Raw genomic sequence first — 26,061 nt, 5'->3', positions numbered from 1 at the left:
GGCTTGAGGCGCTAAGTCTTTTTGCGGAAGGCATCAAGAGAGACAACTTCGGCGCCATTGTCACCGGCGTTCGTATCACCGGATGTGTCGTCATTGTTTGTATCGTCTTCATTGGAGGTGCTGAGCGCTTCAGCTTCCGCTGCATCGCGGCTTTTCTGAAGAGCCGCTTCCATGCCTTCCAACTCGTCCTGAATTTCTTCGAGTTCTTGAGCGTCGTTCTCGACGATGCGGAATTCTTCTGGTTGTTCCTCAGCTGTCTTGCCGGGCTCGAATTCCAATGCAAATTGCACAGAGGGATCGAAGAAGCCTTTAATGGCGGAGAAGGGCACGAACAGGCGCTCGGGGACGCCGCCAAAAGACAGACCGACTTCGAATGAATGCTCGGTGACCTGTAAATCCCAAAACTGGTGCTGAAGCACCACTGTCATCTCGGTAGGATACCGCTCTTTCAGGCGAGGCGAGATTTTTACACCCGGTGCCGTGGTATCAAAGGCGATGTAGAAATGGTGCTCGCCCGGCAGGCCGGCGCGGTTGACTTCGTTCAAGATCTTGCGCACAGCACCGCGCAATGCATCTTGAATGATAATGTCGTAGCGTATCAAATCCTCTGCCATGTTGGGGCAACACCGTCCTTTTGCTCTACGCTTTGCTAAGGACAGCCAAGGCGGGAGAGCCGCGCTCGCGTGGTGTCGCCAGCAGAAGTATAACTGAAATCTAGTGAAGGCTTCTGTTGCCAGGTGCCTTCGAACCCCGCCCAAAGAGCTAAACCTCTGGGACTTGGCGGACTACCGGCACTGCATTACGCAGCGACAGCGTTGTCCATAGCATAGTTGTCGTTTGCAACTATAAAAATAGCCCGATAACGGTGGTACAATGCCGAGCAAAAGCACAACCTTTACGCCCTCGTCGATCCTATTTCGCCCCCGCCGAAACCCGCAGGAACTACGGGCTTGGGTGGAGGCGCCGGGTACCGCCCCCGGGTCCGATAGGTTTATTGCGTTGACCATTTATTGCCATAGCTGGGCAAGCCAGCAGGGGGAATATAGGTGCTGAACCCGGCAAAAGAAAGGGGCATGGCGCGCTTCGATCGGTAAGCTGTTGACAAAATGGGAGGAACCGTGGCTGACATGGCTTGCAAATACGGGGGCATTTTCCCTCACGCTTTAGGGGATCTGCCCAAGAAAACGCGGCTGTTGAACTGCAAAGGGAAACACGTAAGCTGCGCGAGACCACCCACCACGATTCGAGGATAAGAAGGTGCAGCAATATCTGGCTTTGATGCAAAGAATAATGGATGAAGGTGTCTGGCGCGGTGATCGCACCGGCACGGGCACGAAATCTGTATTTGGCCATCAAATGCGTTTTGACCTAAGCGATGGTTTTCCGCTGGTGACAACGAAAAAGCTGCATTTGCGCTCGATCATTCATGAGCTGCTTTGGTTTCTGTCTGGTTCCACCAATATTGCTTACTTAAAAGAGAAGGGGGTGCGGATCTGGGATGAATGGGCCGACGAGAATGGCGATTTGGGGCCGGTTTACGGCTATCAATGGCGCTCGTGGCCAGCATCGGACGGACGGCATATTGACCAGATTGCGCAGGTGGTAGAGCAGATTAAAACCAATCCGGAAAGCCGGCGGCTGATTGTGAGCGCTTGGAATCCGGCATTGGTAGATGAAATGGCGTTGCCGCCGTGCCATTCGCTCTTTCAGTTTTATGTGAGTGAGGGGCGGTTGTCTTGCCAACTCTATCAGCGTTCGGGAGATGTGTTTCTCGGCGTGCCGTTCAACATTGCGTCCTATGCATTGCTGACCATGATGGTGGCGCAGGTTTGCGATTTGCGTCCGGGTGACTTTGTACATACGTTGGGTGATGCGCATCTTTACTCCAATCATATGGAACAAGCACAAGAACAGCTATCCAGAGCGCCCAAAGCTTTGCCACAGATGTTGATCAATCCGCAGGTTAAAGACTTGTTTTCATTCACCTATGATGACTTCACGCTGGAAGGCTATGAGGCGCATCCACATATTAAAGCGCCTGTTGCTGTCTAGGAGACATTAGAATTCATGAGAGCACTGATAACAATCCCCGCGCGGATCGGCTCGACACGATTTCCGCAAAAGCCCCTGCATTTGATCGCGGGGCGCAGCCTGTTACAACGAGTGGTGCAGATTGCCAAGACTGCCGCCCGTGCGGACGATGTGGCCTTTGTCGTCGCCGTTGATGACGACAAGGTTGCCGCGCATTGCAAAGAGATTGGCGCGCCGTGGGTGATGACAGATCCTGACTTGCCGTCGGGCAGTGACCGCGCATTGGCGGCGGCGCATGTTTACTGCGAGAAAACAGGGACAGCATTGCCTGATTTTGTTTTGAATTTGCAGGGGGATGCCCCGTTTACACCGCCAGAGCATGTTGAAGTCTTGATAGAGGCGGCGCGCAACACGGCGGGTGCGGATGTGTTTACTCCCGTGATCCAGCTGGACTGGGCGGCGCTGGATGCACTGCGGGACCACAAGCAGGCGCACCCTTACTCGGGGACCACTTGCGTGCGCAATGGAGCAGGAGAAGCGCTGTGGTTTTCCAAACAAATTTTGCCAGCAATTCGCGGGGAAAATGACCTCCGTGCGGGCTCTGATTTGTCGCCGGTGTTGCGCCATATCGGCCTTTACGGCTATCGGTTTGCGGCATTGCAGCGTTTTACCGAGCTTGGCAAAGGGCACTACGAGAGCCTTGAGGGCTTGGAGCAATTGCGCTTTTTGGAAAACGGTATGCGCATTCATGCAGCGTTGGTGGCATCGCCGCAGCTTTCAATGTCCGGTGTTGATACGCCCGCTGATGCGCAGCTTGCCGAGGAATTGATCGCTCGCCATGGGGATCCCTATGATGTATTGGAGGCACGGCTATGACGCGCATTGTTGTGGCGCGGCACGGCAATACCTTTGACAAAGGGGATGTGGTGACACGTGTGGGCGGGCGCACGGATCTGCCGCTTTCGGTTTCGGGCAAGGCGCAGGCTGCGGCACTGGCAGAGCATTGCCAGAGGCAAGGGCTGCGGTTTAACCGGGCATTTTGTTCTCCTTTACAGCGTACCAAGCAGACAGCGCGGGCGGTGCTGGAGCTGCAAGGAGATGATGTTGAACTGAAGGTGCTGCCGTTTCTGGTGGAAGTGGATTACGGCCCAGACGAGAACAAACCCGAGGCTGAGGTTGTTGCGCGCATTGGCGAGGCAGCGCTCAAGGCTTGGGAAGAGCAGGCGGTGCCGCCGCCGGGCTGGCATATTGATCCACCTGCTGTTATCGGGCGTTGGCAAGAGTTTTTTGCCAAGGCTGTTAAGTCTTACGCCGGGGAGGACGTACTCCTTGTTACCAGTAATGGTATTGCCCGCTTTGCGCTTCAGGCAGCCGGGTTGGCTGAAGGGGTTGATCTTAAGCTGAAAACGGGTGCCTATGGCGTGTTTGAGCTACAAAGTGGGGGGGAGATCTCGTTGACCAGCTGGAATTTGCGCCCATGAGGCCTGTGATTTCTTTGATTGCGGCCGTTGCGGAGAATGGGGTGATCGGCTTTCAAAATGATATGCCGTGGTCGATCTCGACGGATCTTAAGTTTTTTCGCAAAACCACCATGGGCAAGCCGATTATTATGGGGCGCAGAACCTTTGCCTCGATCGGACGGGCCTTGCCGGGGCGGCGAAATATTGTTGTAAGTAGAGGGCTTAGCGAAGCCCCGGAGGGGGCCGAGCTCGCGGGTTCATTGGCGCAGGCGTTGGAGATGGCTTCCAAGGGCGGGCAGGAAGCACCGCATGAGATCATGGTGATTGGCGGCGGCCAGCTATATGCGGAGGCGATTGCGCAAGCGCAGCGGCTTTACATTACGCGCGTGAAGGCCACGCCGGAAGGCGACACTTTTTTTCCTCAAATCGATACAAAGCTATGGCAGCTCGTAAAGCGTGAGGCGTTCGAGCGTGGGGCGAAGGACAGCGCCTCGACCGAGCTGGAACTCTACGAGCGTTGCGGGGGCGATTAATGAATAACTGTTCGGAATTTGCAGATGGGCTGTTAGCGGAATGGCGTAGCTTTGATGAACTTGACAAAAAACAGCTCTATCAGTTGCTTAAGCTGCGCAGTGATGTGTTTATTGTTGAGCAGCAATGCCCCTTTGGTGATGCGGACGGGCTGGATGATCAAGCATTGCATTTGCTGCTTCAAGACGGCGGCGAGTTTGTCGGGACATTGCGATTGATGGGGCCGGTTGCCGGGGCTGAAGGCGGGGTGAATAAGGTGCAGCGGGTGGTTGTGTCGAAAAGCCATCGTCGCCGAGGGCTGGCACAAAAAATGCTCCGCGCTGCCATTGACCAGTGCGCTCGGCGATCTGAGGGCATTCCGCTCGAGCTGGAAGCACAGGTTTATGCGCAAGCGCTGTACGCTAGCTTTGGCTTTGTTCCAATCGGCGACGTGTTCTTGGATGATGGCATTGAACATATTCTAATGCGCCGCGTGTAGGCAGGCCAGCGCCTTTCACTTAAGATTTGCGTGGGCGACGTTGGAAAATAGATAGGAAATGCTTGTTTATTGGCATCAGCCTTCCTACCTAACACGCAAGATCTTTTGCCAGAGCGTGCCCTTGGTGCCTCTGGAATGGAGGAATTGCTTTCAAATGGCTCTCAAGGCTAGTCTGTTGCCAATAGGTTAACGGGAATCGGTTTAGACTGACGTTTGAATGCGAAAAACTTAAAGAGGAAATTTATATGCCTTGGAGCAATCAGAGTGGCGGGGGCGGCAATAACGGTCCTTGGGGCTCACCCGGCGGCGGCAATGGCGGCGGAAACGGTGGCGGCGGCGGCCCATGGGGCGGTGGCCCACAGCGCGGGGGTGGAAATACACCACCTGACTTTGATGAGCTTTTAAAGCGCGGACAGGACCAGCTAAAGGGTTTGGTGCCTGGCGGCGGTGGCCGCGGGCTCGGGGCGCTTGGGCTGGTGCTGGTTGTTGGCGCGGCCGCTGCCTTGTGGCTTGCAACCGGGATCTACCGGGTTGAAGAGGGTCAACGTGGTGTCGAGCTGGTTTTTGGCGAAGTGGCAAGTCAGGTTGGTCCGGGTCTGAACTACAACTGGCCATATCCGATTGGCTCTACTTATACTCCAAATGTAGACGGTATTCGTGAGGTTACGGTTGGTATGAAGGAGCTGGTGCGCGGCAGCCGCGTGAGCCAGAGCAATGTGCCGCAAGAAAGCTTGATGCTTACTGGTGATGAAAACATCGTCGATGTAAATTTCAAGGTTCAGTGGCGCGTAGATCCTAGCCTTCAAGGCATAGAAAATTTCTTGTTTCATGTAGAGAATCCGGAGGCAACCGTAAAGGCTGTGTCTGAGAGTACGATGCGTGAAGTTGTCGGAACCTCTCGTATCGATGATGTTATGACTTCCAGTCGTAATGAGATCCAGAACTCTGTTGCTGAGCTTATGCAAAAGGCGTTGGATGAATACACTGCGGGAGTTGTTGTTACCGATGTTAAACTCCTTAGAGTGGACCCGCCTTCGCAGGTGATTGAAGCCTTCCGTGATGTGCAAGCTGCGCGCGCGGACCAAGAGCGGATCCAGAACGAAGCGCAAGCCTATGCGAACCGGGTAGTTCCGGAAGCACGCGGTAACGCTGCGCGCGTCTTGGAAGCGGCAAGCGCGTATAAGGAAAAGGTTGTTGCAGATGCAACCGGTGAAGCGGCACGCTTTGAAAAGATCCTAGAGCAGTACAAGCGGGCGCCGGATGTGACGCGCCAGCGTATGTATCTGGAGACCATGGAAAACGTGCTGTCACGCAACAAGAAAATTATCATCGACAGCGACAATGGCGGGGTGGTGCCGTATCTGCCTCTTGACCAGCTGAACAAATCCACAAAGGGAGGAGCCAACTAATGCGTAGTGCAATTCTTGGCATCTTGGTCGCTGTTGCTGCTCTTGTAGCCTATTGGTGTGTGTTTACGCTTAATCCAGCGCAACAGGCTTTGGTTTTGCAATTTGGTGAAGTCAGAAAGACTGAAACCCAAGCAGGTTTGAAATTTAAATTTCCTTGGCAATCTGTAGTCTACATTGATAAGAGAGTGTTGAATCTCAATCTATCGCCGAAGGAAATTATTATTTCGGATAAGAAACGTCTTGTAGTAGATGCGTTCGCTCGTTTTAAAATCGAGGATCCTATCCTCTACTATCAAAAAGTAGTTTCCTCCCCAAATCGCAAAAACCCACTGGCCACGTTCCTAGACTCTTCTTTGAGGACAGTTCTAAGTAAGTCTACATTTATTCAAGTCGTGCGCGATGAACGGTCAAACTTAATGGAGGAAATAACATCGCGCATGGACAAAAGTGCATCTACAGTTGGCGTTGATGTGATTGATGTGAAGATCCGCCGCGCAGATTTGCCTGAGGCTAACTCGCAGGCTGTGTTCCGCCGTATGCAGACGGAGCGCGAGCGTGAAGCAACTGAAATTCGCGCACAAGGTGAAGAGCAGGGACGGCGTATTCGTTCCCGTGCTGATCGCGATTCCACCGTTATTCTGGCGGAAGCACAGCGTGATGCTAACATTCAACGCGGTGATGGCGATGCACTTGCCAACGAAATCTACGCAAAGGCTTATTCAGCTGATGCAGATTTCTTTGAGTTCTACCGTTCTATGCAAGCCTATGACAAGGCGCTGAATGCGGGCGACAGTTCGCTGGTGCTATCGCCGGATTCGGAATTCTTCCGCTTCTTCGGTTCGCAGCAGGGCGTTGTTAAGGGCTCTGGCCGTGGTGCACAGGTGCCGGCGGCGCAATGAATGAGCTGATTGTAGCTGTTGGACTTGTCTTTGTGCTGGAAGGATTGCTCTATGCACTCTTTCCTGCGCAGCTTAAGGGAATGCTCTTGAGAATGCAGGAGATGCCCGAGGGCTCTCTCAGGGTAGGCGGAGCGGTTTTTGTCGCCTTTGGAGTGTTGATCGTCTGGCTCATTCGAGGCTGAAAAAAGGGAGGCATTGCCTCCCTTTTTTATTGGCGTGGGATAAGGCCTTCGGATTTTGATGGGCTATCGTTTTAAGGGCCATAGTTTAGGGATTGAGTGGATATTCTGCATTGTGTTTTGCTGATGCGGGTTTGTTAACCGGCGCTCTGGCACAATGTGGCTTCAACATCGAAACGTGTTGCGGCGTTTTTTTGCCGTAGCGGGAACAGCTTTATAAGGAGTTGGCCGATGGCCGAAGCATTGCTTTATAAGTTGCGCGAATTTTTTTTGATTGTGTGTTTTGTGGTTGTTGGACATGCTACTGCGCTTGCGCATGGTGGACCTCACGGTGTGGGGCCAGGGTCCCTAGCCGATTTGGCTGAGGAACTTAGCGATGTGGTCGTCAATATTTCAACCTCGCAAAAGGTGGAGGCGCGCCGGCCTGTGCCGACGCCAAAGGTTCCGGATGGCTCACCCTTTCAGGACTTCTTTGAAGAGTTTTTTCAAGGAGATGAAGAAGACAAGGGGCCACGCAAAGTCCAGTCGCTGGGCTCTGGTTTTGTTGTAGACGCGCAAAACGGCATTATCGTAACTAATAATCATGTGATTGATGGTGCTGATGTTATCAGCGTGAATTTCTCTGATGGTCGCAAGCTTGATGCCAAATTGCTTGGCAGGGATGACAAGACAGATATTGCTGTTTTGCAAGTCAAGAGTTCAGCGCCGCTAAAGGCCGCAAGCTTCGGGAACTCGGATGTGCTTCGTGTCGGGGACTGGGTGATGGCCATTGGCAACCCGTTTGGCCTTGGTGGCACAGTAACAGTTGGCATTGTTTCTGCTCGCAATCGCGATATCAATGCAGGCCCCTATGATAACTTTATTCAAACCGATGCTTCGATTAACCGTGGCAATTCCGGCGGTCCATTGTTCAATATGAAGGGAGAGGTGGTTGGCATCAATACCGCGATTTTCTCCCCCTCTGGTGGCTCAATAGGTATTGGCTTTGCAATACCCTCACAGACGGCGAAAGCGGTGATTGCGCAGCTGAGTGAATTTGGGGAGACCCGCCGCGGTTGGCTCGGAGTGCGTATTCAACAGGTAAACGACGAGATCGCCGAGAGCCTTGGCATGAGCGAGGCTTATGGGGCGTTGGTCGCCGCAGTAAATGAAGAGGGTCCGGCAAAGCCAGCTGGCATTCTGCCTGGTGATGTTATCTTGCGTTTTGACGGTCAACGGGTTGATGCAATGCGAGAACTGCCGCGCATGGTTGCCAGCACTGATATTGGCAAGGAAGTCGAGCTGGAAGTGTTTCGCAAGGGGGAAGTGCTGCGCAAACAGGTCGTTCTGGGCAAGTTGCAGGAGGCAAATCAGATTGCAATGGTTGAAAGGGCTGAAGAGCCGGTATCGGCTAATGAAGGCGCTACAAGCATTAGCGAGCTAGGGCTCATGGTTGCAAAACTTGACAGCAATTGGCGTGAGCGGTTTGGCCTTTCCTCGGAGATCGAGGGAGTGGTCGTTACAGAAGTGGCAAGTGGATCAAATGCGGAAGATAAACGTGTCCATCAAGGGGATGTAATTGTCGAGGTTGCACAAGAGCCTGTCACCTCAGCGCAAGACATCCGCACAGTCATCGCCGACATGGAAAAAGAGGGGCGCAAAACTGTGTTGCTGCTCCTTTCAAATTCATCTGGAGAGCTGCGGTTCGTGGCCGTGCGGCTCAGTGACACGCGAGAATAATGGGAGAGGCCGTAAGGCCTCTCGCCGTTTACTTGGTCACCGTTTGGTTTACTGATGGGCTTGGCTAGTTGTCGATGAATTCGGCGCGACTGTAGCCTTGCAGATAGAGGAGGGCGGTTAAGTCTCCATGATTAATCGCGGTGTCGGCCTCGGCTGCAACCATTGGTTTTGCGTGGTAGGCCACCCCCAGTCCTGCAGCCTTGATCATGGAAAGATCGTTTGCCCCATCGCCAACGGCTAGTGCGGCCTCGAGCGCGATATCCTTTTGGGACACCAGTTCCTCCAAGCGCTGTTGCTTTGCCGCTTGTCCAAGGATCGGCATTTGTACTTTGCCCGTCAATTCTCCGTCCGCTTCAAGGAGGATGTTGGCTTTGTTCTCGTGAAAACCGATATGCTCGGCAATTTCATTGGTAAATACGGTAAAGCCGCCAGAGACCAGCGCTGTATATGCCCCATTTGCGCGCATGGTTTGCACCAAAGTTCGGCCGCCGGGCGTAAGCGTTATACGCTCTTTGATAGTCTTGGCGATAATGCTGGTTGGAAGCCCAGATAACAGCGCGACGCGTTGTTCCAAAGCGGGTTCGAAGGCAATTTCGCCGCGCATGGCGCTTTCGGTGATCGCAGCGATTTTGGCCTTCAAGCCCAGTTCGGCAGCGAGCTCGTCGATACATTCCTGCTGGATCATGGTAGAATCCATGTCGGCGATCAGCAATGATTTGCGGCGGCCAGCAACAGGCTGTATGTGAAAGTCGATAGGCGCGATGCCAAGAACCTGCAGGATTTTTGCGCGCAGCTCTTGCGTCGGCGCTTGATCACCTAAAAAAATGTCTGCAGCGATACCAGCATCTAGTATCTTTGTGGTGCTGGTGGCTGGTAGAGCCGCGGCGACAGCCTGCAAGAGCTCATCGGTGAGCGCCGGATTGGCCGGGTTGGAAAGCAGTGTGACAACAAAAGACATAAGCGACTCGCAGATGGTAGAGAAAGCTCAGGGGGCCAGGCGGCCTTTCGCAGTGTTGATAGCGGGGCCTACGGCCAGCGGCAAGACGGCACTGGCAATAAACTTGGCGCAAAAGCTAGGTGCGGTGATCTTAAATGGGGATTCCATGCAGATCTATCGCGAGCTGAATGTGCTGACAGCACGGCCATCACCCGCGGAATTGGCGCAAGCTGACCACCGCTTGTTTGGGCACATATCCGGAAATGAGCCTTACAATGTGATGCGGTGGCTTGAGGAAATATCAGGGGAATTACGCGAGGCCGTGGCGGCGCAGCGGCCCGTTGTCATCGTCGGGGGCACTGGGCTTTACTTTAAAGCAGCGCTGGAAGGCATATCCTTGATGCCGGATATTGATGCTGAAGTGCGCGCTTATTGGCGCAGATTTGCCCAGCAGGCCGAAGAAGGGGCCTTGCATGCTGCTTTGGCCTCTCGCGATGCACAAATGGCGACGCGGCTGCATGCGGAAGACACACAAAGATTGGTGCGGGCGTTGGAAGTGTATGACAGTACGGGCAAATCTTTAAGCTATTGGCAGCAGGAGCGCTCGACGCCGATATTGCGACCGGGGGATGTTTGCAAGTTGGTGTTGATGCCAGAGCGGCGTATTTTGCATGATCGTATTCATCAACGCTTTGACATGATGATGCAGAACGGCGCTTTGGAAGAGGCTGTTGCGTTGGCTGGCAGAGATTATGGTGCGGACATGCCAGTGATGAAAGCGATTGGTGTACCGCAGCTGGTGGCAGCCTCAAACGGGGAAATCTCCTTGGAGGCTGCGATTGAGAAGTGTAAAACCGAGACGCGGCGTTATGCCAAGCGGCAGTCCACATTCTTCAGAGGACAGCTTTCAGATTGGCCACTGGTTGATCCGCTTCAAGCGGATGCCCTTCGCGAAACGAGTGAGCGAATTTGCCAAGGATTTATGCAATGAGGGGAAGATGTAGAGCATGGCTGCCTGTCAAGAATAATCGTTGGACTGCGCGTGGCAGGCATGCAAAAAAACTGGGTGACAGTGCCAAGAAAACCGGCTAAAACACCGCAATCAAGTTTAGTGTTGTATTGTTTATCCTATTGATATTTATGAATTATATGCGGCGGAGCCGAATGCTCCACTCTTGATAAAAGCCAGCGGAGAGAGGCCTCTCCGCTGGCTTTTTGTTTGGCCTAAGTGTGGCGGTTTGCGCTACGATTGTTGGCACAAAAAAGCGCACCTTACGGCGCGCTTTTAAAATTATCAGCACTTGAAGTAATTAGAGTTAGCTGGCGATTGCGTCTTCCACGTTCACCTTGCGCTGGCTGCGGATCTGCAACTTGTTAAGTGCGGAAACATACGCTCTTGCCGAGGCGACGAGGGTATCAGTATCAGCGCCTTTACCAGTGGCCATTTTGCCGCCGTCTTCCAAACGCACCGAAACTTCTGCCTGTGCATCAGTGCCTTCGGTAACTGCGTGCACTTGGTAGAGTTGCAGGGTTGCCTCATGTGGCCAGATTGCTTTGATGGCGTTGAAGGTGGCGTCAACCGGGCCGTCGCCGTTGGCTTCGCGGGTTTCGTGCTTGCCATCCACGTCCATGGTGAGGATCGCTTTTTGTGGGCCGCCGGTGCCGGCGATCACTGTCAATGCGATGACCTTGACGTTTTCACCCTGAATAGCGATTTCGTCTTCGACCAAGGCTTCGATGTCTTCGTCGTAAACGTTTTTCTTGCGGTCTGCCAATTCTTTAAAGCGGCGGAAAGCTTCTTGCAGCGCGTTATCGCCCAAGTCGTAGCCCAGCTCGGTCAGCTTGTCCTTGAAGGCATGGCGGCCAGAGTGCTTGCCCATGACAAGCGATGTGGCTTTCACGCCAACATCAGCAGGGCGCATAATCTCGTAGGTTTCAGCATGTTTCAGCATGCCATCTTGGTGGATGCCGCTTTCGTGCGCGAAGGCATTCTTACCCACGATCGCCTTGTTGTACTGAACAGGGAAAGAGGAAACAGCAGAGACCAGTTTTGATGCGCGAGTCATATAGATTGGATCTACATTACAATCATAGGGCAGGACGTCGGAGCGCGTGCGAATTGCCATCACTATCTCTTCCAAAGCTGCGTTACCAGCGCGCTCGCCCAAGCCGTTGATTGTACATTCGATCTGGCGGGCACCGCCAGCAACAGCTGCCAAGGAGTTGGCAACGGCGAGGCCCAAATCATCGTGACAGTGCGAGGAGAAAATCGCCTTGTCGGAATTTGGTACGCGCGCAATAACCTGCTCAAACATGTGCTGGTATTCTTGCGGGGTGGCGTAGCCGACGGTGTCTGGCAGGTTGATGGTGGTGGCGCCATTGTTAATCGCCGCTTCCACGCATTGGCACAGGTAATCAATCGGGGTGCGGGTGGCATCCATGGCCGACCATTCGATATCATCAATCAGATTGCGTGCCTGCGCCACGGTTTTGTTGATGATCTCCAGCACTTCCTCTTCATTTTTCTTCATCTGGTATTGCAGATGGATGGGAGAGGTGGAGACGAAGGTATGAATGCGGCCTTTTTCGGCAAAGCGAATGGCTTCTCCGGCGCGGTCGATATCCGCTGGAATGGCGCGGGCCAAACCGGCGATCACCGCGTTCTTGCTGCGTTTGGCGATTTCGGAAACGGCCTCGAAATCCCCATTGGAGGCAATTGGAAAACCGGCTTCAATGATATCAACACCCATGGTGTCGAGCAGCTCGGCCACCTGCAACTTTTCTTCCAAAGTCATGGAGGCGCCGGGAGATTGTTCGCCGTCGCGCAAGGTGGTGTCGAAAATAACCACTTGGTCTTTCGCTGCTGAAGTCATTGGGAAGTCCTTTTATACTCTTGTCCCGCAGCCGATCTTGTCTGTTTGGGCGTACGGGGAAAATCTGCCTGTTGCTGCTTTAGTCTCCCCCAGAGGTCCGCCCAGATACGGGGCCGCCGACGCCTAGGGGCATCTAAGTAGGAGAAGAGTGTTCAATAGGAGCTGGCCAGCACACTCAGATGCGCTGTTAAGAAGGAGCAGATTTTCGCGAGCGGCGATCATTCTGGTGTGGTCTCTTCTATGGCCAAGGCCCGGCTGTGCCGAGCAAACAAAGGGGCAGCAGAGCTGCGTCCGTATTGAACTTGCAGTCGGTGATAGCTCAGATACTAGGAAAAGGCAAGATGGTCGCAGGCTTGTTCTTTAGGCGAAGCGCGCAGTGTCATTTCCCTTTTGTTGCAATAGCGCAGGCCAGCTTGGCTTTGTTTAACTTTGCTCTAGTTTTCTAGACAGAATCTCTGGTTATACCTGCTAGATATATAGTTCGCCGCTGGCAATTATTGCCGCGCATCCACCGATTCTGGCATTTTCTATCTTGCCGTCTTGCATTTGCATTTCCAGATCAATGCGTGAGGGGCGGCCCATTTGCAGACCTTGTTCTATGGAAAAACTATGGGTTCCGTTGAGCGGGCGATCGAACCGAGCGATCACACCGGCAAAGGCAGCGACAGCGGATCCGGTGGCGGCGTCTTCGCGAATCTGGTCGCCCTTGTAAAGCATACGCGCCTGAAATGCGGCGTCGGCGTGCAAGGTTTCGCGCGTGTAGATGAAGGCGTTGTTGTGACTCACGTGGCCGAAGGCGCGGTCCCACAAGGCCATGTGCGGCGCTAGGCTTTGCAGCGCCTGCGCATTGCGCAGCGGCACGTAGACAAAGTTTAACCCGGCATTGAATGATGTCGGGACATGGTTCTCAAAGGTGATGAGCAGTGGATCGATGCCCAGTGCGGCGGCGATGTCTTGCTTGCTGCCAATCTGGTGTGCCGGTTTGGGAAGCTTGGGCAGATCAAATTCGGCATGGAGGCTGCCGTTTTCCAGGCGACGCACACCGCAGCGGATAATCCCGATCTTTTCCTCCAAGGTTATCATCGAGGCGAGTGCTGTATCTTGGCCCTGCAGTTGCCTGCTGGCGAGAATTGCAGCTGTGCCAACTGTGGGGTGGCCTGCGAACTCCAACTCTTCGTAGGGTGTGAAAATGCGAAGGGCGGCGGTGTGGTGCAGGTCTTCAGGCGGCAACACGAAAACGGTTTCTGAAAGATTGAACTCCGCGGCAATGGCCTGCATTTGCTTGTCTGACAGGCCCTGTGCGTCATGCACGACAGCCAGAGGGTTGCCGCTCAGAGGCTTGTCGGAGAACACATCAAGTAGAGAATAGGTGCGGGCCATGGCAGGGTTATCCTTAGAACGATACTGTCGGCAGCTTAGTGGAGGTGGCAGCTGGGCTCAAGATGAGCTTGAGAGTAGAAAGCGAGCAAGGTTGCGGGCAAAGGGGGGCATCTGTTTTTCTGGCAACGGGGCGTTCTTCTGGAAAATGTGCGGACGGGCAATCTCGGGAAACTCCAGAAGATCGTTGTGCTGCTGAATGGCGGCGGCCAGCTGCTGTGCAGGGGTGGAAAAGGGGAGCAGGGCAGCAACGCAGAGGCGCGGGCCATCCTCGAGCAAATAAAGGGTCGAGGGGTTGGGGGCAATCAGTCCCGTTTCTTCTTCTAGTTCTCTTGCGATTGAGCCGAGTACATCGACATTGTTTTGAGCCGTGATGTCGTTAAGATCCAGATTACCACCAAAGGGATAGATGCTGCCTGCAGTTGCCGTGTGATTTGCCATTTCGCCAAAGACGAGATGGCCTTCGCTGCTTCGGATTACGGCGCTACCGAAAAGATTATAGCCTTGGGATTGCCCCAATCCCCATGTCCGCCACGCCATAAAGGCCGCGAAGCTGGTTTCCACCAAGTTGCCGCGCAGTGTTCCGGCGTCCAGCTCGTAATGCGTGAGGTGGAGAAGGCGGCCATTCCAGAGATGAGGGTTTTGTTGCTGCCGCTTTGCGAAGTCTGCGGCGATCGCAGCTCGGTTTTGTTCTTCAAACTCCCAGAGCTGTCCGCGGTCGATTGTCAGTTCGATGTCTTGTAGACGAGAAATGTGTGGGGAAAGGGTTCGCTGCATGCGTTTGATCGGGGGGCAATTTTGAAAGCTGGAGGGCCGTTCGCCGGTGATCTGATAGCCGTGACGCTGATAGAACGGGGCTGCGTGCGGATCAGATTCCAGCGTTAGCGTAGAGTAGCCCTTTTGCTTGCAATGCTCCTCTGCTGAGTGCAAAAGCGCGCGGCCTATTGCTTTGCCGTGGTATACGGGATCGACAAACAGATGCGCCATGATTGCGCAGTTTTCTTCCGTAGAAGGCGTGATTGATACGAAACCGGCGATTTGTTTTGCGGAAATTACCACAAATACGGAATTATCTTCTATGAATTGTTTGGATATGTGCCAATGGGCACGAAAAACCAGCATGTCCTCCTCTAAATAACCCCAATGGGCTTTGGCGCGATGCATGAGCTGTGTAAGCGCTTTTACTTGGCTGGCTTTGGCCGGCTGTATTGACATTATGGGAGTTGGTGGAGCTTGCATGAAATATCTCGTTATGGGTGACTAATTTATCGAAAAACGATAATTTTTTACTTTACAATGGTTATTTGTGTGCTACATCAGAATTTAAGTGCATTGGGGATGCGTGATGGAAAAACTAAAACAACAGTTGGTCAGATATGCGGTGATTGCAAGGGTGTTCCTGCTGCTCACTGTGGTTTTTGTGCCAGCCTTCGTAATTGCCCAAGAAGTGTACTTAAACGTGCAGGACGCAAACACGATTGATCCGCTGCTATTGCGGGAGTTGCAGCAAATCGCCAATGAAGGTGTGCTTGCAAGTGAAGACGGGTCGGCGCCTGCTTTCTATGAAATCTTCGAGATCCTTACCATTCTTGTGTATTTGGTGGTTTGGCTCAGCATCGTGTATCAGGCTGACCGGTTGTTTGCGCGGTTCCAACGAGGAGAGGTGTTTGTCAGCACAAATTGTCGTCGCCTCTTGAAAATTGGTTATTGCATGCTGTTCTCGGTTGCTTTGCAAGTGGCAAACGCTCTGTTCACCGCAATGGCCGCCCGCGAGATGCTGCTCGAGAAAACCGGGGCAGAGGTGCTGCCCTCGCTTTGGACGATTGTCGAGCTCGATATCAATTTAACGGTTATCATCGGCGCATTGGCGGTGGTGGCGATTGGCAAGATGAGTGCTTTGGCAGCAGCAACGCAGGAAGAGGCTGCTCGCTTGCAAGATGAAATCGAGCACGTGATTTAAGGAAACGTGGATGATCGTTGTCAATCTTGATGTGATGATGGCCCGGCGCAAAATCTCGCTCAACGAGTTAGCTGGCAAGGTTGGCATAACGCCGCAGAACCTGTCAGTGCTCAAGAGCGGGCGTGCGAAGGCTGTAAGATTGGCAACGATGGATGCGCTGTGTGCTGCGCTTGATTGTCAGCCCGGTGATTTGCTTGAGTTTATTCCAGATGCGCCTGAGGATGGCGGATCCTAAGAAATTCAGGGAACACGATTGCGATATGGCTACACCCCTGCCTAACGCTTTTTTTGCCCACTTGTTCCCTGTGTGTGGCGGCCTTGTTGTTTCAGCTTCGTCCCCAACCCTGCTGAGCCAGCTGGGCCGCCTCCCCTAAACTTCCAAAGTTCAAAGCTTGACATAAAAAAACCGGCCCTATTAGGAGCCGGTTTTTCTGGAAGGTGGCACCGCTCGTTTATCGGCAGCGCTTTGCACCAAATGCTGCCTTGGCGCTGGCTTGATCCGCGCCAAGGCAATTTTGCTTGATTAGTTCTTGGTTTTGTCAACCAGTTTGCCAGCGGAAATCCATGGCATCATTTCGCGCAGTTTCGCACCAACTTCTTCAATTGGGTGCTCGTCGTTCAGACGACGGGTTGCTTTGAACTTCGCGCCACCGGCTTTGTATTCCTGGATCCACTCGGAGGTGAAGGTGCCGTTCTGGATTTCTTCCAGTACGCGCTTCATTTCCGCTTTGGTTTCGGAAGTTACGATGCGTGGGCCTGTCTGGTACTCACCCCACTCCGCAGTGTTGGAGATGGAGTAGTTCATGTTGGCGATGCCGCCTTCGTAGATCAGGTCAACGATGAGTTTTACTTCATGCAGACACTCGAAGTAAGCCATTTCCGGAGCGTAACCAGCTTCGGTGAGGGTTTCGAAGCCAGCGCGGATCAGCTCTACCAGACCACCGCAGAGCACAGCCTGCTCGCCGAATAGATCGGTCTCACATTCTTCGCGGAATGAGGTTTCGATGATGCCGGAGCGGCCGCCACCAACGCCGGATGCGTATGCAAGGCCGAGATCTTTTGCATTGCCGGTTGCGTCTTGGTGAACTGCGATCAGGCAAGGCACACCGCCGCCTTTCTGGTATTCGCCGCGCACGGTGTGGCCCGGGCCTTTTGGTGCAACCATCAGAACGTCGATGGAAGCTTTTGGCTCGATCAGACCAAAGTGAACGTTCAGGCCGTGTGCAAAGGCAACAGCGGCGCCGTCACGGATGTTGCCAGCAATTTCGTCTTTCCAGATGTCAGCTTGCAGCTCATCAGGAGTGGCCATCATCATCAGATCTGCTTCTTTAGCAGCTTCTGCAACGGTTTTGCAGGTGAAGCCATCAGCCTCTGCCTTCAGGCGAGTAGTGGAGCTTTCACGCAGGGCGATAACAATACCTTCAACGCCGCTGTCTTTCAGGTTCATAGCATGGGCGCGGCCCTGGGAGCCGTAACCGATGATGGCAACTTTTTTGCCTTTGAGCAGGTTCAGATCGCAGTCGCGGTCATAGTAAACGCGCATTTTTTTTTCGTCCCTTAATGGCGTGGCCTGCTGATTTGCAGGCCGTTCAAGTCAGTTTGGTTGATAGAGCTTTTGGAAGTGGCGGACTGCCGCTTCTGCCAGCTGTTTCAGGTTTTGCTCTTCAGGGCGCAGACTGTCTCCAAGCAGTACACGCAACTGAATGTCTTGCAGGACAAGGCCGTAGAGAACCTGATAGGCCGCTTCGGCGCTGTCAAACTTTAAAAAACCCGCGGCCTCTGCCTGTCGCAGCAAGATGGTGGTCTGCGCGCCAATGTGGCCGCGGCCGCGTCTTAGCAATTGCTTGCCAAGGGAGGGATCGCCCTTGCTGGCTTGCGAAATAGCGAGCCGATTAAGGGCTATGGAAACATCACCACAAATAACCTGCAGTAGGTTATGGGCAAAAGCAACCAGTGCGTTGTGCAGGTCTTCCTCAGTAAAGCCCCTTGCCGGAGCTGTGGGCGTGCGCACTTTGGAGGCCTGACGGGTAACAATGGCAGCCAGCAGGCCATCACGGTCACCAAACCATTTGTAGAGGCTTTCCTTAGAGCAACCGGCAGCCTTAGCGATTGCCGCAGTCGTTAGGGCTTTCTCACCGCCATCGACAAGCAGGGCGAGGGCTGCGTCCAAAACGGCGGTTTGCCGCTCTGTGTATTGTGTCGCTGTCTCGCTCACGCCTTAGTGCTTTCGCTGTAGGTTGCTGTAAAGTACGCCTCTATCTAGTACCGTACGGTACGGTTCTGTTATCTAGGAGAATCGAGATACGGTCAACCAAAAATTACGGGTGAGGCTAAATTTATTTCACAAAATTGCGTCAATGTGAGTGTGTGGCTAACAAACAGCTTTTGTTGCGCGTCGTTCCTGTTCATTTTGCAGGATCTGGCGTGCATCAAGTGAGCCGATTGGCTGGTTTTCGTCCTGAGGGATGTCTTGGCTGAGTTGCAACGCTTGGTAACGGGTGCAGCAAACCCGTAGGAAAGAGGCGAAATTGACCATATCATGTCCTTCTTCGACACTCTCGTCATATAGTCGCAGGAGCAGCTGCGGGAGAGAGAGGCTGTCGCGGGCGGCGATTTCAACCAGAATCATCCAGAAGTGGTTTTCAAGGCGAATGGATGTGACTTGGCCCTGCATGCGAATTGATTTTGTGGTGTTTTGCCAGAGATTTGGTTCGGCTTTGATGAATAGTTCGCACATGCAGATTTCCTCTGAAAAGCACTAGGACCAGAGTGTGGCTGGCACACTCCAGTCTAGCCCAGAAGGCAAGGTGACGGCAAACCAGATTAAAGTAGAGCGTTAAACTGCTTCAGCCAATCGGGGTGCGCTGGCCATGCCGGCGCAGTGACCAGATTTCCGTCAGTTACAGCTTGGTCTACTTCAATTGGTGCAAATTGTGCGCCCGCTAACTTTACCTCCGGGCTACATGCGGGGTAGGCCGAACAGGTGCGGCCCTGCAGGACATCAGCTGCGGCGAGCAGTTGGGGGCCATGACAGATTGCAGCGACCGGCTTGTCTGCCTTAAAGAAGTGACGCACCGCCTTGAGCACGTCTTCGTTTAGACGCAAATATTCAGGTGCACGCCCACCGGGAATGACGAGTGCGTCGTAGTCGGCTACATTTATCTCAGAGAACGTGGCGTTGAGTGCGAAGTTGTGGCCACGTTTTTCCGTATAGGTTTGGTCGCCTTCAAAGTCATGAATTGAGGTGGCGACAGTCTCTCCCGCGGTCTTTTCTGGGCAAACGGCATCTACTCTGTGGCCCATTGCCTGCAGCGCCTGAAACGGCACCATGGTTTCATAGTCCTCGGTGAAATCTCCGGTGATCATCAAGATTTTCTTGGACATGTGCTCCTCCCAAAGCATTAGGTGTGTGAAATATCAATGAGAAGAAGCTAGCAGCTTAGAGCTTGTAAAAGGTAATAGCGTAGTACTACGTAGTTTGTGGTGGGCGCAGTAAAAAAGCCCCGAAGTGCGGGGCTTTAGTTGTGGTGCGGTGTTTCGGCTAGCCGATTTCGCGCAGTGCGCGCCGGAAGCGCCTGACGCTTTCGGCGAAGCCATGGATCAGCGCATCGGCGACAAAACCGTGGCCGATGGAGACTTCACCGATGAAGGGGGCCTGTGTAATCAGGGGTGGTAGATTATCTACGGTGAGGTCGTGTCCGGCATTTACGCCAAGGCCTGCTGCTTGGGCGGCGTTTGCGGTGGCGAGGAGGCGCTCCAGCTCTTTCAACGAGGCGGGGGAGCCAGCGGGGCATGCTCCGTAAGGGCCGGTGTATATTTCAATCCGGTCAGCGCCGCAGGTGGCTGCTTTTTCCGGTTCGCTGGCATCAGGATCGACAAACAGTGATGTGCGAACCCCCCAGCTCTTGGCGGCGGCAATAACGTCTTTCAACAGTTCGCTGTCTTTGCCAAAGTCCCAGCCGTGATCGGAAGTGGTTTGCGCCGGATCATCTGGCACGAAGAGGACCTGTGTCGGCTTGGTGGTTTCGACCAGCTCCAGAAAAGAGGCGTCCGGGTAGCCCTCAAGGCAGAGCTCTTTGGCGGGAAAGCGGGTGCTGATCATCTCGGCGAGCTCGGCCACATCAGAACGGCGGATGTGACGTTCGTCCGGGCGCGGGTGCACGGTGATGCCTTTGGCGCCTGCTTGCAGTGCGATGGCAGCCATGTTGGTTACATTTGGCCAAGGCAAACTGCGCCGGTTGCGCAGCATGGCAACGGCGTTCACATTTACAGATAAACGGCTGTGTGTGCTCATGAAACATCCCAAATCAATGCGGTAGGTCACCATAGAGCATATTGCCAAGGCGTGCATGCCTGCAATTGCTCCTGTTGCTTGTTTCAAGCTTTTTTGAGGGCTTAATATGGGCGAAAAGGATTAGGAGGAGATGCAGCCCCCACACATTGTGCGAGGGCTGGAAGCTTGCGAGAGGCTGGCTAGATATCTGCTGCCATCTCATCGCGCATGGAAGCGGAGCCGCGGCACAGGGCGACCACGCCGGTTCGTGCCACTTCAATCAGACCGAGCGGGCGCATGATTTCGATGAACTGGGTGACCTTATTGGTGCGCCCGGTGAGTTCAAAGACAAAATGCTCGGTTGTGGCGTCAATTACCGTTGCCTTGAAAGCTTCGGCGAGGCGGAGTGCTTCCAGACGGTTTTCCCCCTGCCCACGGACTTTGACGAGCGCAAGCTCGCGCTCCAGAGGTTTTTCGTGGCCTTTGCGACGTGCTTCAACAGTGAGGTCTGTCACCTTGTGAACCGGAACCAAGCGATCGAGCTGATGGCGGATCTGCTCGATAATCTGCGGGGTGCCGGTGGTGATGATGGTGATGCGCGACAGGTGGTGGCGTTGTTCGGTTTCCGACACGCTGAGTGCATCAATATTGTAGCCACGTCCGGAAAACAGGCCGATGACGCGTGCCAGTACACCCGGCTCGTTATCTACCACGATGGATAGGGTGTGAGTTTCCTGATTGTTTTCAAGATCCTCTAGGAAATAAGCCGATAGGGCGTCTACATTCTTCGCATTCATAATACTATCCTCCCCATCCCTTAGACTAGGAACTTGCCTTTTTCATCGATTGCGTTGGCAACAGCCTCGTCTGTGGCTTCGTCTGGCAGTAGCATATCGTTGTGTGCCTTGCCCGATGGAATCATCGGGAAGCAGTTTGCCAGCTGGGCAACGCAGCAGTCAAACAACACAGGTCCGGGGGTTTCAATCATCTCGGCGATGGCGTCGTCCAGCTGATCCGGCTTGGTAACGCGTATGCCTTTGGCTCCGTAGGCCTCGGCCAACTTCACAAAATCAGGCAGGCTATCTGTGTAGGAGTGAGACAGGCGGTTGCCATGCAGCAGCTGCTGCCATTGGCGCACCATGCCCATGTAGCTGTTGTTGAGGATGAAATTCTTAGGCGACAGACCGTGCTGAACAGCGGTCGACATTTCCTGAATGTTCATCAGGATCGAGGCGTCGCCAGCTACGTTAATGCAAAGGGCATCGGGATTGGCAACTTGCGCGCCATTACAGGCTGGCAGGCCGTAGCCCATGGTACCAAAGCCGCCGGAGGTGAGCCAGCGGTTTGGCTCTTCAAATGGCAGGAACTGTGCCGCCCACATCTGGTGTTGGCCAACTTCGGTGGAGATGTAGTAGTCCTTTCCCTTTACCGCAGCTGCCAATCGTTGCAGCGCGTATTGGGGCATGATGACTTCATCGGAATTGCGATAGGCCAGACAATCGCGGGCGCGCCACTTGTCGATTTGTCTGTGCCATTCCTTGGTTTTTGGGTTTGGCTGCATATTCTCGCAGCGCCACAGGCGAAGCATGTCTTCCAGTACGTGGGCCACATCGCCAACGATAGGAATATCAACCTGAACAATCTTGTTGATTGAAGACGGGTCAATGTCGATATGTACTTTTTTGGAGTTTGGCGAGAACGCATCAAGGCGGCCGGTGATGCGGTCATCAAAGCGGGCGCCGATGTTGATCATGACATCACAGTCATGCATCACCATGTTGGCTTCGTATGTTCCGTGCATCCCCAGCATGCCCAACCAGTTTTTGCCAGATGCAGGGTAGGCCCCAAGGCCCATCAAGGTTGATGTAACGGGAGCGCCAGTCAGTTCCGCAAGCTCGCGCAGCAATTGCGAGGCTTCGCGGCCGGAGTTTACAACACCACCACCGGTATAGAGAACGGGGCGTTCGGCACGGGCGAGCAGCTCAACCGCCGCGCGGATGGCGGTGATATCGCCTTTTTGCGCTGGCCGATAGCTCTGGTGCTGGGTTTTTTGCGGAGATGGCGGGGTGTAGGTGCCTGTGGCGAACTGGACATCCTTCGGGATGTCGACCACAACAGGGCCGGGGCGGCCGGAAGTGGCCACATAGAACGCTTCGTGTAACACCGCTGCCAGATCATCAACGTCTTTGACCAGCCAATTGTGTTTCGTGCAAGGGCGGGTGATGCCTACGGTATCACACTCCTGAAATGCATCGGTGCCGATGAGGTTTGAAGGGACCTGACCGGTGATGCAGACAAGGGGAATGGAATCCAACAATGCGTCGGTCAGTGCGGTGACCATGTTGGTTGCGCCCGGGCCGGAGGTGGCCAGCGCAACGCCGGGTTTGCCAGTGGAGCGTGCATAGCCTTCTGCAGCATGGCCAGCGCCTTGCTCGTGACGGACTAGAATGTGCTCGATTTCTTCCTGCTGGCAAATTGCGTCATAGATAGGAAGGACGGCGCCACCGGGATACCCGAATACGTGTTTGGCTCCGTTGTCTTTCAGCGCTTCGAGAACCATCTCTGCGCCTGTCATCTCCCGTTTCATTTTCCAGTCCTTGTCGCCAGTTGCTCGTCAAATGAGAAATATATTTGTCCGCATTGGACCAATAAAAAAGGAGCCCTCTAGGCTCCTTGTGCGCGTCTACCCGTTCCTGGTGGCCTAACCCACCCCGGCGACGCGCATTCCCACCACGATTAGAAGTACAGAGTTGGTCATGTTTATAATTGGGCGCGAGGCCCTCTCCAATTGAGTTTCTAACCGTGGGCACCTGATGTTATCTCAGGTGACTCGTTCGCGTACCGAACAGATGGCCTAAGTATGTTTTTCTCGAGGCTTACGTCAAGGGGTATTTTGATAATTGCGTCAATGCCGCGCAGTTATTTGCATGAATTGCTGCGACGTGTTCTGTTGTTGGCAAATGTTTCGTTATTGCGCGCGTTTGCTAACGTTAGGTGAGAGGGGTTGCGTGTGTACCGCACGTTAACCCTGTGATGTATTTAGCTTTTCCAGATTGGTTTTCCCCAATGAGCGCAAAAAAATGGATGCAGAAGGGTTGCGTCCTTAGCGCAAAGGGATTAGACAGCCTCCACCGCAACGAAACGCGGCGTGGGTGTATAGCTCAGTTGGTAGAGCAACTGACTTTTAATCAGTAGGTCCCGGGTTCGAATCCCTGTGCACCCACCATTTTACTAGTTCTTGCTGATGATTGTTAGGTCCCAATTAGGGGCCTTTTTTGTTGCCTAGATGCTAAACAAAGAAAACCGCCTCGCGGATGCAAGGCGGTTCATCTGAGTTTTCAACGCAGATGCGGCTAGCTTTTGCTTGGTTTTGTCATGATCGGCGGGCAGCCTTTTTGCGCGGCGGCGAGACGCAACGCATCATGCTGGCCTTTCAGGTTTGCCAGTTGTTCTTTTTCATCTTCTGTGGCTGCCAGAAGCAGAAGTGCTGGCCAGAAGATGACGGCGCCAACGGTGACAGCTACGGCATCGGTGGTTGCGGCGCGCTTTTGTTTGCCGGTTAGTTCAGCAACTTTCTGCGCTACGACCCGCTGTTCCTGAGCGAGTTGCTTACAAGAGAAATTCTGATAGGTGGCAGCTGGAATATAAGTAGCAGTGATGTTGCCCGGGCTGGTGGCGCAAGCCGACACGGAGAGGGCGAGGGCAGCGGCAGCGGCTGCGTTTACGATACGGCGCATAGAGAATCCCCTTACAAGTATACGCATGATAATTCGCCAATATACAAAATAAAGTTGTAGTGAAGCTTGCGCGTTGCTGGCCATGGCGGGTGTGTAGCGAGGTTTTCAACACCTTAAAGTAGATTAAAGTAAATGGACATACTTTAAGTTGTCCTGTTAACCGTTTGAACTTGTCTACTTTTTTCCTCCCCGCATCTTTTCCTAATGGTGAAACTGAGGTTGACAGATGTATCAGGCTACGAAAATGGGGAGGTGACGCGCATAGGTTGCACTGACTAACTCTATCTCAGGTTGATGTCAGCTTATGGATTTGAGTTGAAATCAATAAGTATTCGATAGGGTTACTTGTGCCAATCAAGTTTGTACTGCGTTTGGTTGTCGCTGGGCTTCAATTAGAGGTTTAGTCATGTATGCAGCCATACAGCGCCAAGCGGCGCCCGCGCCCTCTTATAGCCTAGAGCAGTTGTGGAGGCATTGGTCGGAGTGCCGTCCGTTGCTGATGGGGGCGGCTTTGCGATTGTGCAACGGGGATCGTGACGCAGCTGAGGATTTGCTTTCGGCCAGTATTGTCAAAATCGCAAATCATTTTGTGAGGGGCGGGATCGAATTGCGGGAACCGCGCGCCTTTTTCCTTTCAGCGGTGCGTAACGAGTTCATTAGCCAATATCGTAAGCGCCGGGTCGAGTTGCAGGTCTATGATCCAGATTGTGATGTTTATGCTGACAGGGTCGCTCCTGCCAATGCAGATGATGCGCCACAGGAAAGGCTTTCTGGAGACAGGCAGGTGCTTGCAATGGTGTGCGAGAGCTTGAAGTCTCTGCCGACAATCTACCGGGAAATCTTTGTGCTGAAATTTATCGAGGACAAAGGATACCCTGAAATATCCAAGGATCTGGACATCTCGCAGGCGTTGGCACGCAAGCGTGTGCAATTTTTGCGTCAACGCCTGCGTGCGCAGGTGGATGGGCCGTTGCGGACGCTTTTTGCGCTTTAGTGCTTTCACATAGAGGCGCATAGCGCGTCCTTTCTTAATAGTTAACAAATTCTATCAAGAGGCGGAACAATGGCCGAAGATACCGTTAATGCGCAAATTACTGATGCTGTGACGCAGACCAACGTCAAGGTGGTGGCCGAATCGCCCTCGCAAGCGATTGCCAGCTTGTATCAGGTGGTGAGCCATGCGACTGGCCTCTCGGTGCAGAATGCAACGCAAGCCCAACAGGGCATGAACCAGATCTCGACTGCGGTTGTTTCGAAAGGTGTCCAGCAAATCATGGACATCAAGGGCTAAGTTTCTGGAGGCGGCGTAGATGGCGACGACTGGGGATCAGAGTGGGGCAGCATTTGGCGAGCGGCCATCAAGCTATGCAAAGGATGCGTTGGCGCGGCGGCGGGCATTTCTCAATGGCGCGAAGCGATCAGATGACGCACCGCTGAATTTGGAGAATGGCAGGGTCGAGGCAGATCTGTTCAAACGCGGCGCGCAGGCGACCGCTGATGGGCTTTATGAGGCGGTTTCCCGGTTTGAAAACCGCCGTTCGCAGCAAAGCCAAGCGGGCCAAAGCTCTGGACTTAATGCGACACAGCCAGATGCAAGTGATCCCGAAAAACGGCGGGTCGAGTATTTGCCGCCCTTGCCAAAGGAGAGGGTATCAGCTGCCGGTGAAGCCGCCAGCTCCCGCTATGGCACAGGCTCTGCGCGGGCGTATTCTCCAGAGGGGGGAGGAGGCGCCGGTGGGGGCAGCGGCGGCGGGAATGGTGATGGTGGAAACACTGGTGGTAACGGAGGGTCTGGTGCAATGGCCGATGACAATTTGCCGGATACATCGGCTTTGAATAGCCAAATCGTACAAGCGGTGCAATTCACCAATGCGGAGGTTGATGCGCATCTGGCCGACATGGTTTCAGTGCCAGCTGAAGTGATGGCGACGCAAACCGCCGGACATGCCAACCAAAATGCTGAGAGCTATATGAACGGCGTTATGCAAATTTCCATGGCCGCTCAGGCTGTAGTGGCACGAAAAATCGCCGAAAATCCGGCGACTGCGGCGGTGGATGCGCCTGCTTTGGTCACCTTGCAGGAAATGGTAACGGCGGCGATATCGGCCTTTGGAACCGCGAGCACGACAGCAGGGACCGCGGCAAAAACGATCATTGGTGATGTGAAGATCTAGCGCGAGCCGAGGCTCAAGGAGAAT

General features: G+C 53.8%; 28 protein-coding genes, 1 tRNA gene and 1 other RNA gene. 16 read left to right on the top strand and 14 right to left on the bottom strand.

The window, feature by feature from the left end:
- Positions 1 to 11: 11 nt before the first annotated feature.
- Positions 12 to 614 carry an SspB family protein gene (locus AYK82_RS09955; RefSeq protein WP_068314812.1) on the bottom strand — a complete coding sequence of 201 codons (603 nt, stop codon included), beginning with the start codon at positions 612 to 614 and terminating at the stop codon, positions 12 to 14.
- A 102-nt stretch (positions 615 to 716) separates the two neighbouring features.
- Positions 717 to 1,072, bottom strand: a transfer-messenger RNA (tmRNA) gene (gene ssrA / locus AYK82_RS09950).
- A gap of 185 nt (positions 1,073 to 1,257) precedes the next feature.
- Between ssrA and AYK82_RS09945 the strand changes: the two genes are divergently transcribed.
- The 9 genes from AYK82_RS09945 to AYK82_RS09905 all read left to right on the top strand — a co-directional run bounded on the left by AYK82_RS09945 (position 1,258) and on the right by AYK82_RS09905 (position 8,706).
- Positions 1,258 to 2,052 (top strand): thymidylate synthase, encoded by a 795-nt coding sequence (locus AYK82_RS09945; RefSeq protein WP_068314809.1) that lies wholly within the window; start codon positions 1,258 to 1,260, stop codon positions 2,050 to 2,052.
- A 15-nt stretch (positions 2,053 to 2,067) separates the two neighbouring features.
- Positions 2,068 to 2,907: a 3-deoxy-manno-octulosonate cytidylyltransferase gene (locus AYK82_RS09940; RefSeq protein ID WP_172795223.1), complete on the top strand. Its 840-nt coding sequence runs from the start codon at positions 2,068 to 2,070 to the stop codon at positions 2,905 to 2,907.
- Positions 2,904 to 3,512, top strand: a complete 609-nt coding sequence (locus tag AYK82_RS09935; RefSeq protein WP_068314802.1) for a histidine phosphatase family protein — start codon at positions 2,904 to 2,906, stop codon at positions 3,510 to 3,512. The genes AYK82_RS09940 and AYK82_RS09935 overlap by 4 nt, the downstream gene beginning before the upstream one ends.
- Positions 3,509 to 4,024: a dihydrofolate reductase gene (locus AYK82_RS09930; RefSeq protein ID WP_068314800.1), complete on the top strand. Its 516-nt coding sequence runs from the start codon at positions 3,509 to 3,511 to the stop codon at positions 4,022 to 4,024. The genes AYK82_RS09935 and AYK82_RS09930 overlap by 4 nt, the downstream gene beginning before the upstream one ends.
- On the top strand, positions 4,024 to 4,500 hold the full coding sequence (locus AYK82_RS09925; RefSeq protein ID WP_068314798.1) for a GNAT family N-acetyltransferase: 477 nt from the start codon (positions 4,024 to 4,026) through the stop codon (positions 4,498 to 4,500). Before AYK82_RS09930 ends, AYK82_RS09925 begins: the two co-directional genes overlap by 1 nt.
- 245 nt (positions 4,501 to 4,745) lie before the next feature.
- Entirely contained in the window at positions 4,746 to 5,909 is a 1,164-nt protein-coding gene (hflK, locus tag AYK82_RS09920) for an FtsH protease activity modulator HflK (protein ID WP_068314795.1), read from the top strand.
- Positions 5,909 to 6,808: a protease modulator HflC gene (gene hflC / locus AYK82_RS09915; protein WP_068314792.1), complete on the top strand. Its 900-nt coding sequence runs from the start codon at positions 5,909 to 5,911 to the stop codon at positions 6,806 to 6,808. Before hflK ends, hflC begins: the two co-directional genes overlap by 1 nt.
- Positions 6,805 to 6,990 carry a DUF2065 domain-containing protein gene (locus tag AYK82_RS09910; RefSeq protein ID WP_068314789.1) on the top strand — a complete coding sequence of 62 codons (186 nt, stop codon included), beginning with the start codon at positions 6,805 to 6,807 and terminating at the stop codon, positions 6,988 to 6,990. Before hflC ends, AYK82_RS09910 begins: the two co-directional genes overlap by 4 nt.
- A 228-nt stretch (positions 6,991 to 7,218) precedes the next feature.
- Complete coding sequence (locus tag AYK82_RS09905) at positions 7,219 to 8,706, top strand: Do family serine endopeptidase (protein WP_068314788.1); 1,488 nt, start codon at positions 7,219 to 7,221, stop codon at positions 8,704 to 8,706.
- 64 nt (positions 8,707 to 8,770) lie between these two features.
- On the opposite strand, the gene serB is transcribed toward AYK82_RS09905, so the two are convergent.
- Positions 8,771 to 9,664 carry a phosphoserine phosphatase SerB gene (serB, locus tag AYK82_RS09900; protein ID WP_068314787.1) on the bottom strand — a complete coding sequence of 298 codons (894 nt, stop codon included), beginning with the start codon at positions 9,662 to 9,664 and terminating at the stop codon, positions 8,771 to 8,773.
- Between serB and miaA the strand changes: the two genes are divergently transcribed.
- A complete protein-coding gene (gene miaA / locus AYK82_RS09895; protein WP_244265747.1) occupies positions 9,648 to 10,634 on the top strand; it encodes a tRNA (adenosine(37)-N6)-dimethylallyltransferase MiaA in 987 nt (328 codons plus the stop codon). The two genes, serB and miaA, sit on opposite strands and share 17 nt — an antisense overlap.
- Before the next feature lie 325 nt (positions 10,635 to 10,959).
- Here miaA and AYK82_RS09890 read toward each other — a convergent pair whose 3' ends face one another.
- From AYK82_RS09890 to AYK82_RS09880, 3 genes are all read right to left on the bottom strand, one after another.
- Positions 10,960 to 12,516 carry a 2-isopropylmalate synthase gene (locus AYK82_RS09890; protein WP_068314783.1) on the bottom strand — a complete coding sequence of 519 codons (1,557 nt, stop codon included), beginning with the start codon at positions 12,514 to 12,516 and terminating at the stop codon, positions 10,960 to 10,962.
- Positions 12,517 to 12,984: 468 nt separating this feature from the next.
- Positions 12,985 to 13,896 carry a PhzF family phenazine biosynthesis protein gene (locus AYK82_RS09885; RefSeq protein WP_068314780.1) on the bottom strand — a complete coding sequence of 304 codons (912 nt, stop codon included), beginning with the start codon at positions 13,894 to 13,896 and terminating at the stop codon, positions 12,985 to 12,987.
- Positions 13,897 to 13,953: 57 nt separating this feature from the next.
- Positions 13,954 to 15,132, bottom strand: coding sequence for a GNAT family N-acetyltransferase (locus tag AYK82_RS09880; RefSeq protein ID WP_082733848.1), 1,179 nt, complete (start codon positions 15,130 to 15,132; stop codon positions 13,954 to 13,956).
- Between the two features lie 106 nt (positions 15,133 to 15,238).
- Between AYK82_RS09880 and AYK82_RS09875 the strand changes: the two genes are divergently transcribed.
- Together AYK82_RS09875 and AYK82_RS09870 are read left to right on the top strand one after the other, a co-directional pair.
- On the top strand, positions 15,239 to 15,853 hold the full coding sequence (locus AYK82_RS09875) for a DUF2975 domain-containing protein (protein WP_068314775.1): 615 nt from the start codon (positions 15,239 to 15,241) through the stop codon (positions 15,851 to 15,853).
- Positions 15,854 to 15,863: 10 nt separating this feature from the next.
- Entirely contained in the window at positions 15,864 to 16,088 is a 225-nt protein-coding gene (locus tag AYK82_RS09870; protein ID WP_068314772.1) for a helix-turn-helix domain-containing protein, read from the top strand.
- 288 nt (positions 16,089 to 16,376) lie between these two features.
- Here the strand turns inward: AYK82_RS09870 and ilvC are convergent, their stop codons facing one another.
- The 7 genes from ilvC to AYK82_RS09835 all read right to left on the bottom strand — a co-directional run bounded on the left by ilvC (position 16,377) and on the right by AYK82_RS09835 (position 22,713).
- Complete coding sequence (gene ilvC / locus AYK82_RS09865; protein WP_068314770.1) at positions 16,377 to 17,396, bottom strand: ketol-acid reductoisomerase; 1,020 nt, start codon at positions 17,394 to 17,396, stop codon at positions 16,377 to 16,379.
- 51 nt (positions 17,397 to 17,447) lie between these two features.
- Positions 17,448 to 18,068, bottom strand: coding sequence for a TetR/AcrR family transcriptional regulator C-terminal domain-containing protein (locus tag AYK82_RS09860; protein ID WP_068314767.1), 621 nt, complete (start codon positions 18,066 to 18,068; stop codon positions 17,448 to 17,450).
- A gap of 156 nt (positions 18,069 to 18,224) precedes the next feature.
- Complete coding sequence (locus tag AYK82_RS09855; protein WP_068314763.1) at positions 18,225 to 18,590, bottom strand: ribbon-helix-helix domain-containing protein; 366 nt, start codon at positions 18,588 to 18,590, stop codon at positions 18,225 to 18,227.
- Positions 18,591 to 18,676: 86 nt separating this feature from the next.
- The gene (locus tag AYK82_RS09850; protein WP_068314756.1) at positions 18,677 to 19,237 is read right to left on the bottom strand and encodes a DJ-1/PfpI family protein; all 561 of its coding nucleotides are present in this window, start codon (positions 19,235 to 19,237) and stop codon (positions 18,677 to 18,679) included.
- 157 nt (positions 19,238 to 19,394) lie between these two features.
- Positions 19,395 to 20,147 carry a pyridoxine 5'-phosphate synthase gene (locus AYK82_RS09845; RefSeq protein ID WP_068315667.1) on the bottom strand — a complete coding sequence of 251 codons (753 nt, stop codon included), beginning with the start codon at positions 20,145 to 20,147 and terminating at the stop codon, positions 19,395 to 19,397.
- A gap of 179 nt (positions 20,148 to 20,326) precedes the next feature.
- Positions 20,327 to 20,923 (bottom strand): acetolactate synthase small subunit, encoded by a 597-nt coding sequence (ilvN, locus tag AYK82_RS09840; RefSeq protein WP_068314755.1) that lies wholly within the window; start codon positions 20,921 to 20,923, stop codon positions 20,327 to 20,329.
- Between the two features lie 20 nt (positions 20,924 to 20,943).
- Positions 20,944 to 22,713, bottom strand: a complete 1,770-nt coding sequence (locus tag AYK82_RS09835) for an acetolactate synthase 3 large subunit (protein ID WP_068314753.1) — start codon at positions 22,711 to 22,713, stop codon at positions 20,944 to 20,946.
- Positions 22,714 to 23,276: 563 nt separating this feature from the next.
- Here AYK82_RS09835 and AYK82_RS09830 point away from each other — a divergent pair.
- Positions 23,277 to 23,352, top strand: a tRNA-Lys gene (locus tag AYK82_RS09830).
- A gap of 127 nt (positions 23,353 to 23,479) precedes the next feature.
- On the opposite strand, the gene AYK82_RS09825 is transcribed toward AYK82_RS09830, so the two are convergent.
- Positions 23,480 to 23,863: a hypothetical protein gene (locus AYK82_RS09825; protein WP_068314752.1), complete on the bottom strand. Its 384-nt coding sequence runs from the start codon at positions 23,861 to 23,863 to the stop codon at positions 23,480 to 23,482.
- Positions 23,864 to 24,269: 406 nt separating this feature from the next.
- Between AYK82_RS09825 and AYK82_RS09820 the strand changes: the two genes are divergently transcribed.
- From AYK82_RS09820 to AYK82_RS09810, 3 genes are all read left to right on the top strand, one after another.
- Positions 24,270 to 24,857, top strand: a complete 588-nt coding sequence (locus tag AYK82_RS09820) for an RNA polymerase sigma factor (protein WP_068314748.1) — start codon at positions 24,270 to 24,272, stop codon at positions 24,855 to 24,857.
- 69 nt (positions 24,858 to 24,926) lie between these two features.
- A complete protein-coding gene (locus AYK82_RS09815) occupies positions 24,927 to 25,154 on the top strand; it encodes a RebB family R body protein (protein ID WP_068314744.1) in 228 nt (75 codons plus the stop codon).
- 19 nt (positions 25,155 to 25,173) lie between these two features.
- Positions 25,174 to 26,037, top strand: a complete 864-nt coding sequence (locus AYK82_RS09810) for a hypothetical protein (RefSeq protein ID WP_068314731.1) — start codon at positions 25,174 to 25,176, stop codon at positions 26,035 to 26,037.
- Positions 26,038 to 26,061 lie beyond the last annotated feature (24 nt).

It is taken from the genome of Polycladidibacter hongkongensis (assembly GCF_001561995.1).
Lineage (GTDB): Bacteria > Pseudomonadota > Alphaproteobacteria > Rhizobiales > Stappiaceae > Pseudovibrio > Pseudovibrio hongkongensis.
This window is presented reverse-complemented; position numbering and strand designations above follow the sequence as displayed.

Coding starts and splice junctions, on each gene's coding strand:
- AYK82_RS09955 (WP_068314812.1), bottom strand. CDS start 614: ATGGCAGAGGATTTGATACGCTACGACATTATCATTCAAGATGCATTG.
- AYK82_RS09940 (WP_172795223.1), top strand. CDS start 2,068: ATGAGAGCACTGATAACAATCCCCGCGCGGATCGGCTCGACACGATTT.
- AYK82_RS09935 (WP_068314802.1), top strand. CDS start 2,904: ATGACGCGCATTGTTGTGGCGCGGCACGGCAATACCTTTGACAAAGGG.
- AYK82_RS09930 (WP_068314800.1), top strand. CDS start 3,509: ATGAGGCCTGTGATTTCTTTGATTGCGGCCGTTGCGGAGAATGGGGTG.
- AYK82_RS09925 (WP_068314798.1), top strand. CDS start 4,024: ATGAATAACTGTTCGGAATTTGCAGATGGGCTGTTAGCGGAATGGCGT.
- hflK (WP_068314795.1), top strand. CDS start 4,746: ATGCCTTGGAGCAATCAGAGTGGCGGGGGCGGCAATAACGGTCCTTGG.
- hflC (WP_068314792.1), top strand. CDS start 5,909: ATGCGTAGTGCAATTCTTGGCATCTTGGTCGCTGTTGCTGCTCTTGTA.
- AYK82_RS09910 (WP_068314789.1), top strand. CDS start 6,805: ATGAATGAGCTGATTGTAGCTGTTGGACTTGTCTTTGTGCTGGAAGGA.
- AYK82_RS09905 (WP_068314788.1), top strand. CDS start 7,219: ATGGCCGAAGCATTGCTTTATAAGTTGCGCGAATTTTTTTTGATTGTG.
- serB (WP_068314787.1), bottom strand. CDS start 9,664: ATGTCTTTTGTTGTCACACTGCTTTCCAACCCGGCCAATCCGGCGCTC.
- AYK82_RS09890 (WP_068314783.1), bottom strand. CDS start 12,516: ATGACTTCAGCAGCGAAAGACCAAGTGGTTATTTTCGACACCACCTTG.
- AYK82_RS09885 (WP_068314780.1), bottom strand. CDS start 13,896: ATGGCCCGCACCTATTCTCTACTTGATGTGTTCTCCGACAAGCCTCTG.
- AYK82_RS09880 (WP_082733848.1), bottom strand. CDS start 15,132: ATGCAAGCTCCACCAACTCCCATAATGTCAATACAGCCGGCCAAAGCC.
- AYK82_RS09875 (WP_068314775.1), top strand. CDS start 15,239: ATGGAAAAACTAAAACAACAGTTGGTCAGATATGCGGTGATTGCAAGG.
- AYK82_RS09870 (WP_068314772.1), top strand. CDS start 15,864: ATGATCGTTGTCAATCTTGATGTGATGATGGCCCGGCGCAAAATCTCG.
- ilvC (WP_068314770.1), bottom strand. CDS start 17,396: ATGCGCGTTTACTATGACCGCGACTGCGATCTGAACCTGCTCAAAGGC.
- AYK82_RS09855 (WP_068314763.1), bottom strand. CDS start 18,590: ATGTGCGAACTATTCATCAAAGCCGAACCAAATCTCTGGCAAAACACC.
- AYK82_RS09850 (WP_068314756.1), bottom strand. CDS start 19,237: ATGTCCAAGAAAATCTTGATGATCACCGGAGATTTCACCGAGGACTAT.
- AYK82_RS09845 (WP_068315667.1), bottom strand. CDS start 20,147: ATGAGCACACACAGCCGTTTATCTGTAAATGTGAACGCCGTTGCCATG.
- ilvN (WP_068314755.1), bottom strand. CDS start 20,923: ATGAATGCGAAGAATGTAGACGCCCTATCGGCTTATTTCCTAGAGGAT.
- AYK82_RS09835 (WP_068314753.1), bottom strand. CDS start 22,713: ATGAAACGGGAGATGACAGGCGCAGAGATGGTTCTCGAAGCGCTGAAA.
- AYK82_RS09825 (WP_068314752.1), bottom strand. CDS start 23,863: ATGCGCCGTATCGTAAACGCAGCCGCTGCCGCTGCCCTCGCCCTCTCC.
- AYK82_RS09820 (WP_068314748.1), top strand. CDS start 24,270: ATGTATGCAGCCATACAGCGCCAAGCGGCGCCCGCGCCCTCTTATAGC.
- AYK82_RS09815 (WP_068314744.1), top strand. CDS start 24,927: ATGGCCGAAGATACCGTTAATGCGCAAATTACTGATGCTGTGACGCAG.
- AYK82_RS09810 (WP_068314731.1), top strand. CDS start 25,174: ATGGCGACGACTGGGGATCAGAGTGGGGCAGCATTTGGCGAGCGGCCA.